Below are 14398 nucleotides of genomic sequence, written 5' to 3' on the forward strand. Positions count from 1 at the left end.
AAAAGTTGCAGGCTTTAATTCGTGGTGTCGAGCGGCACACGAGTGACAGTCCAGCCCGCATCGCGAAGCAACGCGACAACGCCTTCTCTCCCCGGCAGATGAAGCGCACCGATGGCGATGAACGCATTGCCGTCAGCGAGCAGCGGCTCCGCCGCGTCGGCCATCGTATGATTTCGTCCTGTCAGGACGTTCTTCTCGAAAGCGGCAGCCGCCGCCTGTTGCTCCGCACTGAGAGGACCCTGAATGTTTTCGCCGATCGCCTCGAGCGCCGGCATGACCAGCCCCGTGTCCTCGTTGAGGTAGCGGATGGTGAGTGTCTCGACCATATCCGCCGCATAGTCGTCCATCTCCGCCGCATTGGCGAGACTGTCGAGATGACTTTCCATCGGCATGTCGGCGAGGGCTCGCATCTGGTCGACCATGGACTCCAGACCCTCGATATCCTTGCCATCCTCTTCGGCACGGTCGGCAAGTGTATTGTCCAGAAATTCCAGACCAGCCGCTTTGCGCTTCAACTCGCAGGGCGGCGCCGCGAGCATGCCGACGATCAGCCAGGGCTTCAGCTTGGTGGCCGTCGACGGATCGATATCGCGCTTGGCAAGCGCGGCACGCAACGCCTTTGCCTGCTCTTCATCCAGTTCGTCGAACGCGCTTTTCCCGTCGGTATAGACGAAGAGGCTCGGGTGCCGGGCCATGGCCAAGCTTGCCGACAGCTTGCTGCGCGCGTCGGCGGTTTCCATCACGAAGACATCGGCCTCATCGAGCGCTGCTCCGACAGGTTTCGGCAGCGTCAGAGTGCGAGGATCGGTGGTGTGAATGGTGCCGAACAGATGAGACGGTGCCGCACCCTCTTTTTCGATCCGCCAGAAAAGGCCCTTATTATTGGGCGTCGCGGCAAAGGTCCGCTCAGCCTCGGCCGCCGCCTCGGGGTCCGTCTTCTGCAGTTCCGCATATAGATCACGCCCCTCGCATCGAGGCGGCTCCTCCGCTGCACGGGCCGCCTGAGGATCGAGCAATATCAGGCTGGCGAGAAAAGCCAGAAACAGCAAGCCATGCACGGCGCTCGCAAAAATGATGACAGGGCCCGATATCCGGGAGAGGTAGGCGTGAATCATGGTCATGATGCACTCTCGCACCAACAGCCATGACAAATCGTAAACGGCCCGTGTCTTGAGACGGCACAGGCACGCTTATTCAGCCGTCACGCGACCCCTCGGATGGGCGCTATCGTAAATCTGCATCAGGCGCGCCGTTTCCACCTCGGTATAGAGCTGTGTCGTGGAAAGGCTGGCATGTCCGAGCAATTCCTGAATGGTTCGAAGATCGCCACCGGCCGAGAGCAGATGCGTCGCAAAGGAATGGCGCAGCGCATGCGGCGTTGCACTTTCCGGCAGGCCAAGCGTTCGCCGGAGCTTCTGCATGTCCCGTTGCAGGACGCCCGGATTCAACGCCCCTCCCCGCGCTCCGCGAAAAAGGGGCGCGTCGGATGAAAGATCATAGGGGCAGAGCTTGCGGTAGGCGGCAACAGCGTCGAAGGCCGCCGGCAGAAGCGGCACGATCCGCGTCTTGCCGCCCTTGCCCTTGATCCGAAGTGTCGTCTGTCGGCTATCGGTCAGCGCGTCGCCGGAAAGGCCGAGCGCCTCGGAGATGCGGAGACCACAGCCATAGAGCAATGTAAGCACGGCCGCATTTCGTGCAGCAATCCATGCATCCTCCTCGATCTGTTCGTCCAGCGAAACGATCTGCTGGGCTTCGTCGATGGAGAGCGGTTTCGGCAGGCTGCGTTTCTTTCTCGGCGTCTTCGCCGCTGTAGCGGCAGCGGAAGAGGCGTGGCCGTGCCGCTCCAGAAACTTCAGCAGGGACCGTATACCTGAAAGATTGCGACCGAGGGAGCGCGCCCCGGTTCCGTTCTTTCTTCGATTGGCCAGAAAAGCACGAAAATCGGTCGGCTTGAGTGCTTTCAGCAGTGTAAAGCTGGAAGGCTCCCCATGATAGGCGGTTAAAAAGGCCAGAAACTGCCGGGTATCGCGCTCATAGGCATTGATGGTGAGTTCTGCCACGCGGCGCTCTTCCGCTAGGCTCTTCAACCATTCGGATCGCGCGGCCAGAAGCTCTGGCGTCGCAAAGGTCAGGATCGAATCATCTTCGCTCATCGTTCTATTGTAGCGCCGGAAGGTTGACGGAATGAAAGCGGCTATGCTTCTCGCTTATGATCGGATGGCAAGAGGATCGCGCGTCAGTGGCTCATGAAGAAGAACATGTGATCGTGGCGCGGGTCGGCGCGGCACACGGCATACGAGGCGAAGTTCGGATCAAGAGCTTCACAGAGGAACCGGCTGGCTTTTCGAGCTATGGCCCGCTCTTTGCGCAAGACGGCCGGACATTCATGATCGAAAGTGTCAGGCCTCAGAAAGAGATGATGATCGCCCGCCTGAAAGGCATAACGAGCCGGGAGCAGGCCGAGGCCCTGAACGGTCTGGAGCTCTCGGTGCCCCGAAGCGCGCTTGGTGAGACCGACGACGCCGATGAATTCTTCCTGGCCGATCTTGTCGGTTTGACGGTTACCGATTCTGAAGATCGCGCGCTCGGTACGGTCGTCGCCGTCCATGATTTCGGTGCCGGTGACATTCTCGAAATCCGTTTCGACGATCGCGGGATCGAGATGGTCGCCTTTACACGGGAGACCGTGCCGACCGTGGATCTGGAGAAAGGCCGATTGACCTTTATAGCGCCGATGGAAGTCTCCGAACGCAATGCCGAAACGGACGGGCGCTGATGAGCTTCGCCGCGACGATCGTCACGCTCTATCCAGAGATGTTTCCTGGTCATCTCGGTCACTCCCTTGCCGGCAGGGGACTGGCAGAGGGCGCATGGTCTCTCCAAACCGTCCATTTGCGGCAATTCGGCCACGGCAAGCATCGAGCGGTCGACGATACGCCGGCCGGTGGCGGTGCCGGCATGGTGCTGCGGCCCGACTGCCTTGCCGCCGCGATAGACAGCGCGGACCTGCACAACGAGATGCCGCGGCTCCTGATGAGCCCCCGCGGCAAACCGTTGACGCAGGGCTTTGTGCGTGAACTCGCTGCGGGGCCCGGTGCCCTCATCGTGTGTGGACGCTTTGAAGGCGTTGATGAACGTGTCATCGAAGCGCGCAATCTCATCGAGGTGTCTGTCGGCGACTACATCCTCTCCGGCGGTGAAGCTGCGGCTCTCACCCTGCTTGATGCCGTTATCCGCCTCCTGCCGGGCGTGATGGGCAATGAGGAGAGCGGCACCGAGGAAAGTTTCGAGACGGGCCTTCTGGAACATCCGCACTATACCAAACCTTCGGAGTGGGAAGGTTTGGCAGTGCCGGATATTCTGAAGAGCGGCAACCACGCGGCGATCGACGCCTGGCGACGCCGGGAAGCCGAAAAGCTGACGGCAGACCGCCGGCCGGACCTTCTGCCAGGAACCGATTTGGACCACACCGAATGATGGAGCGTCACCGGATGGGAACCACATGGCTGCTGCGCGCCGAGGGTCTTGCGCTCTTCATCGCTGCGACACTCTTCTATTTTCACCTGCCCGCGCCGGCCTCCTGGTGGATTTTTCTTATCTTCTTTCTGGCGCCGGACCTTTCCATGCTGGGGTATCTCGCCGGTCCGAAGGCAGGCGCCGCCGCCTATAATGCTGTCCACACCACCATCGGCCCGATCCTGCTGGCCATGGCGGCCTGGGCCACCGGCTTGCCCTTCGCATTGGACGCCGCTGCCATCTGGTTGGCTCATATCGGGATTGATCGCGCCCTCGGCTACGGTCTGAAGCACCGAACCGGGTTCAAGCACACCCATCTCGAATGACTGTCGGGGGCGCCGGACATACGGTTCCGCTTGATACCCGAGGCAGTTTGCTGTAAGGGCTGCCGCAAAATCCGGCGCTATGACCGGACGAAACATCCACGGATTCCGTGAATTCGACCATGCGGCGAGCTTTTCGCCCGCCGCACCGCTTCGACAATGCAGGCCGGGATATACCGGCTGCCGGCGGGTGTCGCTCTGGCGGTCCGAGAAGAACAAGGAACGAAGAAATGGATATTATTCGTCAGATCGAGGCGGAAGAATGCGCCCGCATCGAAGAACAGCGTAAATTCCCGACCTTTTCGCCGGGCGACACGCTCCGCGTTCAGGTCCGCGTGACCGAAGGTAAGCGCACCCGTCTGCAGGCCTTCGAAGGCGTCTGCATCGCGCGCTCCGGCGGCGGCATCAACGAGAACTTCACCGTTCGCAAAATCTCCTATGGTGAGGGTGTCGAACGTGTTTTCCCGATGTATTCCCCGATGGTGGAAGAGGTCGAGGTCGTCCGCCGCGGTAAGGTCCGTCGCGCCAAGCTTTATTACATGCGTGAGCGTCGCGGTAAGTCCGCCCGCATCACCGAGGCGACCAATGCGCGCGCCCGCCGCCTGAACGAGGAAGCACGCGCCGTGGCTGCGGAAGCCCGGGCCGCGAAGGCCGCCGAGAAGCAGGCTGCGTCTGCTGACAACGCCGAAGGCTGAAATCGTCCGCTCACGGAGCGCGATGTGAATAGAAGAGCCGCGGCGATTTCGCCGCGGCTCTTTTCGTCCGTCCATCGAGATGGCGCCGTCTCGCAATGCGAGAGAAGCTCTCCCTCATCGCAGCAAAGGCGGGATTGAAGCCGACACGGCAGGTTGATAGAAAGCGGGATGATCAAACGCGCGAAAATTGTGGCCACGGGCTTCATTCTGCAGGACAGGAAGCGCCTGCCGGGCCGGTTCGATGCCCATCGCGCCGGCAGTGCGCTCGCCCGGCTAGGCTGATACTCGCACGCCACCACATCGATTGCCGTTACAGATTCCCGCGAAAGGGATACCCACCATGACTGAGAAACCCCGCACGCTTTACGACAAGATCTTCGACGACCACGTTGTCGATCGTCAGGAGGACGGCACCGTCCTGCTCTGGATCGACCGTCATCTCGTCCACGAAGTCACGAGCCCGCAGGCTTTCGAAGGCCTACGCATGGCCTCACGCCCGGTGCGCCATCCGGAGCGCACGCTCGCCGTGGTCGATCACAACGTGCCGACATCGCCCGACCGCCATCTTGGCATCAAGAATGAAGAGAGCCGCATCCAGGTCGAGGCGCTTGCCAAAAACGCCGCCGATTTCGGCATCGATTATTACAATGAAGCCGACATGCGGCAGGGCATCGTCCATATTGTCGGACCCGAGCAGGGCTTCACCCTGCCCGGCATGACGATCGTTTGCGGCGACAGCCATACATCGACACATGGCGCCTTCGGCGCGCTAGCGCACGGCATCGGCACGTCCGAAGTCGAACATGTCTTGGCGACCCAGACGCTGATCCAGCGCAAGGCCAAGAACATGCTGGTCAAGGTCGATGGACAGCTTCCCGAAGGCGTGACCGCCAAGGACATTATCCTTGCGATCATCGGCGAGATCGGCACCGCAGGCGGCACCGGTCATGTCATCGAATATGCGGGCGAAGCCATTCGTTCGCTCTCGATGGAAGGACGGATGACCATCTGCAACATGTCGATCGAAGGCGGCGCCCGCGCCGGCCTGATCGCCCCCGACGAAAAAACCTTCGAGTACATTAAGGGCCGCCCGCGTGCGCCGCAGGGTGAGCATCTTGAACAGGCGATCGAATACTGGAAGACACTGAAGAGCGATGAAGGTGCGCATTTCGACCATGTGGTCGAGCTCGATGCGGCCAATCTGCCCCCGATCGTCTCCTGGGGCTCTTCGCCCGAAGATGTCGTCTCGGTCACCGGCTCCGTACCGGATCCATCCGAAATCGCCGACGCCGGCAAACGCGCGAGCAAGGAACGAGCGCTGGCCTATATGGGCCTCACCCCGGGTACGAAGATCACCGATATCAAACTCGACCGCGTGTTCCTCGGCTCCTGCACCAATGGCCGCATCGAGGATCTGCGTGCGGCAGCCGCCATCGTAAAGGACAAGCACGTGGCCGATCATGTCGATGCCATGGTCGTGCCGGGCTCGGGACTGGTGAAACAGCAGGCGGAAGAGGAAGGCCTCGACCAGATCTTCAAGGCCGCCGGCTTCGACTGGCGCGAGCCGGGCTGTTCGATGTGCCTAGCCATGAACGATGACCGGCTGAAGCCCGAAGAGCGCTGTGCTTCTACCTCGAATCGCAATTTCGAGGGTCGGCAGGGCTACAAGGGCCGGACGCACCTCGTGTCGCCGGCCATGGCCGCTGCTGCCGCAATCGCCGGCCACTTCGTCGACGTTCGCGACTGGAAATAAGAACTGGGCTGCCGAAAACAGAACGGCAGGGCCGCACGATGACAATCAGCCTGCGGCCCCACCACCTCCTCTGCATGCTCACCTATATAGGCCGGGGCTACAGCCCCGCCTTCGTCGCCAGTTACGACTCGGTCATTGCACGGCTTAGCGCGGGTGAAGCCGTGCTCATTGTCGACGGTCCCGACGCTATATGCGCGCCCCTGTTAGAGAATGGCGAACCGCATTGCTTCCGGCAGAGCGTGATCGATCGCGACCGTCGCGCGGCAAAAGACCTATCGCCCCTGCTCGGCGTGGAGATCACCGCCGGAACGACAATTGCTCTGGACCACCAAACTCTCGGTGAGATGCGCGCGGCCTTTGCTGCGGGCACGATCCGTAGTGCATGTGCCGGCTGCCAATGGGCCGACCTTTGCGATGCCGTCTCAGGGAATGGGTTTACCGGAAGCGGTCTGCTTCACTTGAAGTGACAAAAAACGCGGCCCCGAATGGGACCGCGTTTCGATTTCGATGATTTGGTCGTGATCAGAAGCGGATACGAAGACCGGTCTGAAAAGTCACGGCTTCGGTCTCGATGGTCGTGGGGACTTCCGCGCCGTCGGCCGCGACCGTCGTGAACTCACCATCCTGAGCAAAGATGTAGTTCGCCTCGCTGACCAGTGAAATATGGTCTGTCAGCTGCGTCACAACGCCAAGACCGACTTTACCGGCCAGAACCGTGTCGCTGTCGTCGATTGTCGCACCGTCGTTCTGGGCGGCGGCATCATCTTCCTGCTGCTCAACATCGACGTCGAGATGGATGAGGCCGATACCGGCTGTACCGAAAACGGAGATCTGGCGAGCAAACCCGATATTGTGGGCAACCGGCACTTCGACTGCGCCTTTGATAAAGCCCTGATAGAGGGTCGCACCACCATCGAGATCGGCATCGCCGAGCACTGCGGGGGTCGGCGCTCCGCCTGGCCCCAGGATCGGGGCATCTTCGTCGAGGTCGAGGAAGTCATTTTCAAGACGCCCGATACCCGCTTCCACACCGACACGGAAGATATCGGTCACGAAGTAACCGGCTTCAAAGATAGCGCCGTAAAGAAGGTCGCTCTCGATAACGCCCTCTGCACCGGTGATCGTGCCACCCGGAATGAGAACACTATCGGCATCGTCCGTCTCGACATCCAGATCGGCAAGAGCCGGACCATAGCCGAAGCGGGCCTCGATGTAGAACGGGCCCGGCTGATAGACAGGCGCTTCGGTCACGACCGGCGCAGGATCGGCATAGACCGCATCAGCGGCGTTCGCAGCAACCGTGCCAAGTGCCAGAACGCTGGTGAGTGTAATCAAGAATTTCATCAAACTATTCTCCCCCGAACCGCATATGCGGCGTTGACGTTTACGTAGCTTGTAGGATTCGGAGGATCTTCACAATTGAAGAGTGATCGTTTTTCTCAGTTGCTCGCACATCTGCTCAAGAGCTGTGACAGTCCTGCAACATAGCTCTATTTCCGCCCTTCATCCACAGATGATTAAGGCATTAGAACTGCTGATATTTTCAGCCATAGCGGCGTTGAGGAAAACGACGCCGTGACGGCGGGTCTAGACCCGCCGTTCCACCATCATCTTCTTGATCTCCGCGATCGCCTTGGCGGGATTGAGACCCTTGGGGCAGGCCTGCGTGCAGTTCATGATCGTGTGGCAGCGATAGAGCCGGAAGGGATCTTCCAGATCGTCGAGCCGCGCCCCCGTCGCCTCGTCGCGGGAATCGATCAGCCAGCGATAGGCTTGAAGCAGGGCAGCGGGGCCAAGATAGCGATCGCCGTTCCACCAATAGGACGGACAGGCTGTCGAACAGCAGGCGCAAAGAATGCATTCGTAGAGGCCATCAAGCTTCGCCCGGTCTTCGTGGCTCTGGCGCCACTCCTTGGCCGGCTCCGGCGTCGTGGTCTGGAGCCACGGCTCGATGAAGCGGTGCTGCGCGTAAAACTGAGTCAGATCCGGCACAAGGTCCTTCACCACCGGCATATGCGGCAGCGGATAGATCTTGATGGCGCCCTCGAATTCATCGATACCCTTCGTACAGGCCAGCGTGTTCGTGCCGCCGATATTCATCGCGCAAGAGCCGCAAATACCCTCGCGGCAGGAGCGGCGAAGCGTCAGCGTCGGATCGATCTTGTTCTTGATGTAGAGCAGAGCGTCCAGCACCATCGGCCCGCAATCGTCCAGGTCCACCCAATAGGTGTCCATGCGCGGATTGTCGTCGTCATCGGGGCTCCAGCGATAGATCTGAAACTCGCGCAGATTTTCCGCGTCTGCCGGCTTCGGCCATGCCTTGCCGTCATCAACCTGCGAATTCTTGGGAAGCGTGATTTCAACCATCGTCTCTTCCTTAATACACCCGCTTCTTCGGGGCGATCTTTTCCAGTTCGATGCCGTCCGCGATCAGCTCGGTATGGACAGGTCGATAGGAAAGCGAGACGTCACCCGCATCGCTGACAGTTGCCAGCGTATGAACGCGCCATTCCTTGTCGTCGCGCTCGGAGAAGTCCTCGCGTGCGTGAGCGCCGCGGCTCTCCTTACGCGCCTCGGCCGAGTAGACCGTGGTGATGGCGTTGGCCATCAGGTTCTGCAATTCGAGCGTCTCGACGAGATCGGAGTTCCAGATCATCGAACGGTCGGTGACGCTGATATCGTCCATCTGGCCCCAGAGTTCGCTTACCCGCTTGCAGCCCTGCTCCAGCGTTTCCTGGGTACGGAAGACGGCGGCGTCCTCCTGCATCGCCTTCTGCATCTTTTCCCGCAAGACGGCGGTGGGCGTGCCGCCCTTGGCGTAGCGGGTCTCGTTGAAGCGTTCCATGATGGCGTCGCAGGCGGCTTCGTTCAGATGCAGCACCGGCGCATCCTTGTCGACGACCTCCGCCGCCTTGATCGCAGCAGCGCGGCCGAAGACCACGAGGTCGATCAGCGAGTTGGAGCCGAGGCGGTTCGCGCCATGAACGGAAGCGCAGCCGGCCTCGCCCACAGCCATCAGCCCCGGCACGACCGCGTTCGGATCGTCTGCGGTCGGGTTCAGCACCTCACCGTAATAGTTCGTGGGAATGCCGCCCATATTGTAGTGCACCGTCGGCAGCACCGGGATCGGCTCCTTCGTCACATCGACACCGGCAAAAATCTTGGCGCTCTCCGAAATGCCCGGCAGACGCTCGGCCAGAACATCCGGGTCGAGATGGTCGAGGTGCAGGAAGATATGGTCCTTTTCCTTGCCCACGCCGCGTCCTTCGCGGATTTCCATCGTCATGCAACGGCTGACGACGTCACGGCTGGCCAGGTCCTTCGCGCTCGGCGCATAGCGCTCCATGAAGCGCTCGCCTTCCGAATTGACCAGATAGCCACCTTCGCCGCGCGCGCCCTCGGTGATCAGACAGCCCGCACCGTAAATGCCGGTCGGGTGAAACTGCACGAACTCCATGTCCTGAAGAGGCAGGCCCGCGCGCGCCACCATGCCGCCGCCATCACCCGTGCAGGTATGCGCGGAGGTCGCCGAGAAATAAGCGCGGCCATAGCCGCCGGTCGCCAGTACGACCATCTTGGCGGAAAAGCGATGGATCGTCCCGTCATCGAGATTCCAGGCCACAACGCCGGTGCAGCGGCCATCCTCTTCCATGATCAGGTCGAGCGCGAAATACTCGATGAAGAACTGGGCGTTGTTCTTTAGTGACTGACCGTAGAGCGTATGCAGGATGGCATGTCCGGTGCGGTCTGCGGCCGCGCAGGTGCGCTGCACGGGCGGGCCGTCGCCATAGTTCTGCATGTGGCCGCCGAAGGGCCGCTGATAGATCTTGCCATCCTCGGTCCGCGAGAACGGAACGCCGTAATGCTCCAGCTCGTAGACGGCCTTCGGAGCTTCCATGGCAAGATACTGCATGGCATCGACGTCGCCGAGCCAGTCGGAGCCCTTGACGGTGTCGTACATGTGCCACTGCCAGCAATCGGGCGTCATGTTCTTCAGCGAAGCGGCAATGCCGCCCTGTGCCGCGACGGTGTGACTGCGGGTCGGAAAGACCTTGGTGACGCAGGCCGTCTTCAGCCCCTGTTCGGCCATGCCGAGCGTAGCGCGGAGACCCGCTCCACCCGCGCCGACCACGACGACGTCGAACTGGTGATCGATAAAGGTATAGGCGTTGTTTTTGGTTTCAGCCATCGGTCGGTAATCTCCTCAACCCAGAAGGGCGAGCTTGATGAGCGCGTAGAGGGCGACCAGCACCACGGCCACGCAATAGGCATTGTTGGCGAGAAGGGCGAGCGCCTTGATCCCGTCGGTGTGGATGTAGTCTTCGATCACCATCTGCATGCCGAGCTTCATGTGCCAGGCAATGTTGATGATCGCCGCGGCAAGGAGCAGGCCGACGAACGGATTGGCCAGCAATGCGCGTGATTCTTCGAAACCCAGCCCGAACATCGACGCGATCACGCCGAAGAGAAAGAGGATCAGCGGCACGTTGAGTGCGGCGGTGAGGCGCTGATGCCAGAAATGCTCGGTGCCGGCCCGGGACGCTCCCAGGCCGCGAACCTTCTTCAGCGGTGTGCGCATGTCGTTCTGAATGGTCATGTCGTCGCCCTCCTCAGACCAGTAGCCAGGCGATCAACCAGCAGATGACGGTCACGGCCAGCGACGCGACAGGCAGGGCAGCCGACGTCTTGCGGCTCTGCTCACGGCTGAGCATGTAGCCGAAATCCCAGATCAGGTGCCGGATACCGCCGAGCATGTGATGAAAGAGCACCCAGGAGAAAAGGAAGAGCACCACAAGTCCGATGATGGAACCGAACAGTTCGGAGAAGAGGTCGGCGCTGTCTTCGCTGCTGGCCATGGCGAGAAGCCAAAGAGCGACGACTCCCATCCCACCATAGAGCACCATGCCGGTGATACGATGAACGATGCTCATCACCATGGATGGGATCGGCTTGTAAATAAGAAGGTGCGGCGACAAGGGCCGCGGTCGCATGGGCGCGTTGTTACTCATCTTTCCCCCATTAGGACGGCCAAAAAGAAGACTGTAAAAGTCGTCTTTTACCAAGGGCTCGCTGGCTGTTCTGATAGGCCAGAAACCCCGTGGCGTCAAAGGATCGGCTATCGTTTTCGATCCTAAGTATGACCGCGCGGGTCTCTTCATCCGATTGAATCGATTGAAGTTGAACAGGCGGTCGGCTGCTCGCTCAGCGGCGACAGTTCACCGGCATCTCGCCCTGTTTCATGAAAAGGGCATCGGGCCCTTCGATGACGAGGGCATAGGCGTTTTCTCCATAGCGCGACATTTGTCCTGGCGGCGAGGCCGGCAACACGATCTGTTCTCCCAAAGGCGACGTGACGGAAACGGCGCCGCCACCGGCCCGACGAACGTCCATCGCCGTTCCGCCGTCGCAGCGAAAGCGTCCGGAAGGATCGCTGGCGAAGCTTGTACGAGAACCTGCGCCTCCTCCTGCCGTCGAACAGGCCGCCAGAAGCGACAGGAGCCCGACCAATCCCAGCGACAACAACCATAGTCTTTTCATTTGATCAGTCCCGAGAGCGAGCCCGCCGGCCTTTCGCGAAAGTCGGCATTTTCACTGTCTTTTAAACATTAACGACGGCGGAAGAAACCCGTGTGGAGTGGATCAAAAGGGCGCTCAAAAGGGTTAAGAAAATGTAAAGACAAAATGGACGCAGCGGAAGCGAAAGGCGATATGATGAGATTTTTCCAGGCTCTGATAGCGTTTCCTCTCGCGACCGGCTTGGCCACTCTGGCCTTGCAGACTGCCACAGCGGCGCCGAAGATCATCCATATCGATCAGAAGGGAAACGTCGAGGAACATTATGTCGGCGACGGCGATCCTCGCGTGCTGGCCGGCAAACGGGCCACCGCGGACAGGCAGGATAATGGTCTGCCCGTTATCGTCCGGGGTCCCGGCCGCGCCGCGCCGACATCAAACGAGCCTGCGATCGTCGTGAGACAGTTCCTGACACACCCCCATTATCGGGCGCCGATCGCTCCCACGCTGACACGACCGCTCGTAAGACGGCCGGTGGTCGTGCGCCCGCAGATCGTCCGGGCAAAAGATTACGCCGACCGCCGCCATTATCGCCCGGGCCCCACCGTCGTCTTTAATGGCGGGCATGGCCGCTACGACGATGTGAACATCGATATCGAGCAGTATTAATAAGGAAGTCGGGGAGCAGGCGCCTTCCGCACAGATCATCATATGCTGAAAACGTTGAACCCATCTTCGGTTGCGAAACCGCCATCGAATTACTCTCAGGCTGTTCTCGTCCCACCGAATGCCCGCTGGCTTTATGTTTCCGGCCAGCTTGGCGTCGATAGAGACGGCACCCTGGCAAGTGGCTTCGAAGCCCAGATGGCGACGGCAATGGCGAACGTTTTCAAAATTCTTGATGAAGCCGACATGTCCCCGAGCGACATCGTAACACTTCGTGTCTTCGCGGCCGACAACGGCCCCGAAACCGTGGAATCCTACCGGCGCCTCCGCGATACGATGATGGGAGACCATGCACCGGCCGCCTTGTTTGTTGCCGTGGACGGTTTCACCAATCCTGCATTTCGCGTCGAAATCGAAGCCGTTGCCGCAGCAACGTGACCGAAGATGAGCAGTCCTCGCCAAGCGGCTCTTAGGGGAGGTTTTGTATGGACTGCACGCTTGCGGGCAGCGCTGTCACTCGCTATCGCGTAGCGACTCGCCATGCCCCGGCCATCCCGGCACGGCCTCCATGTCGTAAATGCGGACTATCGTGCTCCAGACCTTTCTTGCCATTTTGCCGGTCTTCCTCGTCGTTCTGGTCGGCTACGCCTCGGCGAAAACCGGCTGGCTTCCCGAAACGGCAGGACATGTCCTCAATCAGTACGCGATTCGCGTCGCGGTCCCGGCTCTTCTGTTCCGCGCCCTGTTTCAACTGGACTTTGCCGCGGCTTTCGCGCCGCCGGTCCTCTTCGCATTCTATTCCGGCGCGCTTATCAGTTTTGTGCTCGGCTTCACCGTAAGCCGGCTTTTCTTCCGCGATGGCGCCGAACGAGCAGTCGCGGTCGGTTTCGCCGCCATGTTCTCCAACACTGTCCTTCTCGGACTGCCGATCACAGAACGCGCCTATGGCGAACCGGAACTCACGGTCATCTTCGGCATCATCTCGATCCATTCCCTTCTGCTCTATCCGATCGGTATGACCGCAATGGAGATTGCTCGACCCGCCAATGAAGGCGATAGCCGGGCCCAGCGTATACGCGACGGATTTCGCCGGATCATCGCCAACCCGCTTCTGGCGGGCGTCAGTGCGGGCATCCTCGCAAACCTCTCCGATCTCTTCGTGCCGGAACCCGTCATGACCGGCATCGGCATGCTGGCGGAAAGCGCGATTCCTGCCGCCCTCGTGGGGATCGGCATGAGCCTCTCCACCCTTAAGATCAGAAGCGAATTGTCGGAAACCTTCGTCGTTTGCTTCCTGCTGCTGATTCTTCACCCCGCGATTGCGTGGACGCTGGGCCGATTCGGCTTCGGTCTGGATGCCACTCAGCTGCGCGGCGCCACTCTGCTCGCCGCCATGCCAGCGGGCGTGAACACCTATCTCTTCGCCCTGCTCTACGACAAAGGAGTGCGCCTTTCCGCCTCGGTGGTGATGGTCTCGACGATTCTGTCGATCTTCACGATCACGGCCTGGATCGCTTTTCTGGGCGGATAAGCCGGTCGACGGCGCGTCGAATAATGCATTTACGGCAAAAGCGCACCGGAACCTTTTACGCACCGTCGGCATTTCATGAGCGCAAATTATTTTGGAGATTTTCCCATGGCGGAACGCGAACGCGAAGTGATCGTCACGAATAATGGTAGCGGCGGTGGCGGCGGAGGCTGGATCTTCGCGATCATCCTCGTCATTCTCATCGCACTTGGTCTTTGGTGGTTCTTTGGCGGCGGTTTCGGCGACATGACGGGTGGCGGCAATGGCGATGTCGACGTCAATATCGAAGCGCCTGAAACGCCGGACGCACCTGCGACCGACGGTAACTGAGCTTAGCACAGCCATCCGACAGGCCGCTCAACGGCCCAACGACTAAGGCCCGCCATCAAGGCGGGCCTTTCTC

The 14398-nt window shown here is 60.5% G+C and carries 18 protein-coding genes; 10 read left to right on the plus strand and 8 right to left on the minus strand.

The features are described from left to right. Nucleotides 1-14: 14 nt before the first annotated feature. Together D8780_RS13275 and D8780_RS13280 are read right to left on the minus strand one after the other, a co-directional pair. Nucleotides 15-1121, minus strand: a complete 1107-nt coding sequence (locus D8780_RS13275) for a TraB/GumN family protein (protein ID WP_121646032.1) — start codon at nucleotides 1119-1121, stop codon at nucleotides 15-17. Between the two features lie 69 nt (nucleotides 1122-1190). Further along, nucleotides 1191-2153, minus strand: a complete 963-nt coding sequence (locus D8780_RS13280) for a tyrosine recombinase XerC (RefSeq protein WP_121646033.1) — start codon at nucleotides 2151-2153, stop codon at nucleotides 1191-1193. An 86-nt stretch (nucleotides 2154-2239) separates the two neighbouring features. Between D8780_RS13280 and rimM the strand changes: the two genes are divergently transcribed. From rimM to D8780_RS13310, 6 genes are all read left to right on the plus strand, one after another. Next, the gene (gene rimM, locus D8780_RS13285) at nucleotides 2240-2776 is read left to right on the plus strand and encodes a ribosome maturation factor RimM (RefSeq protein WP_158598512.1); all 537 of its coding nucleotides are present in this window, start codon (nucleotides 2240-2242) and stop codon (nucleotides 2774-2776) included. Beyond that, complete coding sequence (gene trmD / locus D8780_RS13290; RefSeq protein WP_121646035.1) at nucleotides 2776-3477, plus strand: tRNA (guanosine(37)-N1)-methyltransferase TrmD; 702 nt, start codon at nucleotides 2776-2778, stop codon at nucleotides 3475-3477. Before rimM ends, trmD begins: the two co-directional genes overlap by 1 nt. A gap of 14 nt (nucleotides 3478-3491) precedes the next feature. Continuing rightward, on the plus strand, nucleotides 3492-3842 hold the full coding sequence (locus D8780_RS13295) for a DUF4260 domain-containing protein (RefSeq protein ID WP_245412345.1): 351 nt from the start codon (nucleotides 3492-3494) through the stop codon (nucleotides 3840-3842). Between the two features lie 227 nt (nucleotides 3843-4069). Next, the gene (rplS, locus tag D8780_RS13300) at nucleotides 4070-4534 is read left to right on the plus strand and encodes a 50S ribosomal protein L19 (protein WP_121646037.1); all 465 of its coding nucleotides are present in this window, start codon (nucleotides 4070-4072) and stop codon (nucleotides 4532-4534) included. A gap of 340 nt (nucleotides 4535-4874) precedes the next feature. Beyond that, entirely contained in the window at nucleotides 4875-6287 is a 1413-nt protein-coding gene (gene leuC, locus D8780_RS13305) for a 3-isopropylmalate dehydratase large subunit (RefSeq protein ID WP_121646038.1), read from the plus strand. A 38-nt stretch (nucleotides 6288-6325) separates the two neighbouring features. After that, nucleotides 6326-6754, plus strand: coding sequence for a DUF1284 domain-containing protein (locus tag D8780_RS13310; protein ID WP_121646039.1), 429 nt, complete (start codon nucleotides 6326-6328; stop codon nucleotides 6752-6754). Nucleotides 6755-6809: 55 nt separating this feature from the next. On the opposite strand, the gene D8780_RS13315 is transcribed toward D8780_RS13310, so the two are convergent. The 6 genes from D8780_RS13315 to D8780_RS13340 all read right to left on the minus strand — a co-directional run bounded on the left by D8780_RS13315 (nucleotide 6810) and on the right by D8780_RS13340 (nucleotide 11825). Continuing rightward, the gene (locus D8780_RS13315; protein ID WP_121646040.1) at nucleotides 6810-7631 is read right to left on the minus strand and encodes an outer membrane protein; all 822 of its coding nucleotides are present in this window, start codon (nucleotides 7629-7631) and stop codon (nucleotides 6810-6812) included. Between the two features lie 243 nt (nucleotides 7632-7874). Further along, nucleotides 7875-8654 (minus strand): succinate dehydrogenase iron-sulfur subunit, encoded by a 780-nt coding sequence (locus D8780_RS13320; protein ID WP_121646041.1) that lies wholly within the window; start codon nucleotides 8652-8654, stop codon nucleotides 7875-7877. A gap of 10 nt (nucleotides 8655-8664) precedes the next feature. Next, nucleotides 8665-10476, minus strand: coding sequence for a succinate dehydrogenase flavoprotein subunit (gene sdhA / locus D8780_RS13325; protein ID WP_121646042.1), 1812 nt, complete (start codon nucleotides 10474-10476; stop codon nucleotides 8665-8667). Nucleotides 10477-10491: 15 nt separating this feature from the next. After that, complete coding sequence (sdhD, locus tag D8780_RS13330; protein WP_121646043.1) at nucleotides 10492-10884, minus strand: succinate dehydrogenase, hydrophobic membrane anchor protein; 393 nt, start codon at nucleotides 10882-10884, stop codon at nucleotides 10492-10494. Between the two features lie 13 nt (nucleotides 10885-10897). Next, nucleotides 10898-11296 carry a succinate dehydrogenase, cytochrome b556 subunit gene (gene sdhC / locus D8780_RS13335; RefSeq protein WP_121646044.1) on the minus strand — a complete coding sequence of 133 codons (399 nt, stop codon included), beginning with the start codon at nucleotides 11294-11296 and terminating at the stop codon, nucleotides 10898-10900. A gap of 193 nt (nucleotides 11297-11489) precedes the next feature. Beyond that, complete coding sequence (locus D8780_RS13340) at nucleotides 11490-11825, minus strand: lysozyme inhibitor (protein ID WP_147440321.1); 336 nt, start codon at nucleotides 11823-11825, stop codon at nucleotides 11490-11492. 171 nt (nucleotides 11826-11996) lie between these two features. Between D8780_RS13340 and D8780_RS13345 the strand changes: the two genes are divergently transcribed. The 4 genes from D8780_RS13345 to D8780_RS13360 all read left to right on the plus strand — a co-directional run bounded on the left by D8780_RS13345 (nucleotide 11997) and on the right by D8780_RS13360 (nucleotide 14325). Then, complete coding sequence (locus D8780_RS13345; RefSeq protein ID WP_147440322.1) at nucleotides 11997-12470, plus strand: hypothetical protein; 474 nt, start codon at nucleotides 11997-11999, stop codon at nucleotides 12468-12470. Nucleotides 12471-12512: 42 nt separating this feature from the next. Then, nucleotides 12513-12905, plus strand: coding sequence for a RidA family protein (locus tag D8780_RS13350; RefSeq protein WP_121646047.1), 393 nt, complete (start codon nucleotides 12513-12515; stop codon nucleotides 12903-12905). Between the two features lie 151 nt (nucleotides 12906-13056). Further along, nucleotides 13057-13998: an AEC family transporter gene (locus D8780_RS13355; RefSeq protein WP_158598513.1), complete on the plus strand. Its 942-nt coding sequence runs from the start codon at nucleotides 13057-13059 to the stop codon at nucleotides 13996-13998. Between the two features lie 105 nt (nucleotides 13999-14103). Then, nucleotides 14104-14325, plus strand: a complete 222-nt coding sequence (locus tag D8780_RS13360; protein WP_121646049.1) for a hypothetical protein — start codon at nucleotides 14104-14106, stop codon at nucleotides 14323-14325. Nucleotides 14326-14398 lie beyond the last annotated feature (73 nt).

The sequence above is a fragment of the Notoacmeibacter ruber genome, from assembly GCF_003668555.1.
Lineage (GTDB): Bacteria > Pseudomonadota > Alphaproteobacteria > Rhizobiales > Rhizobiaceae > Notoacmeibacter > Notoacmeibacter ruber.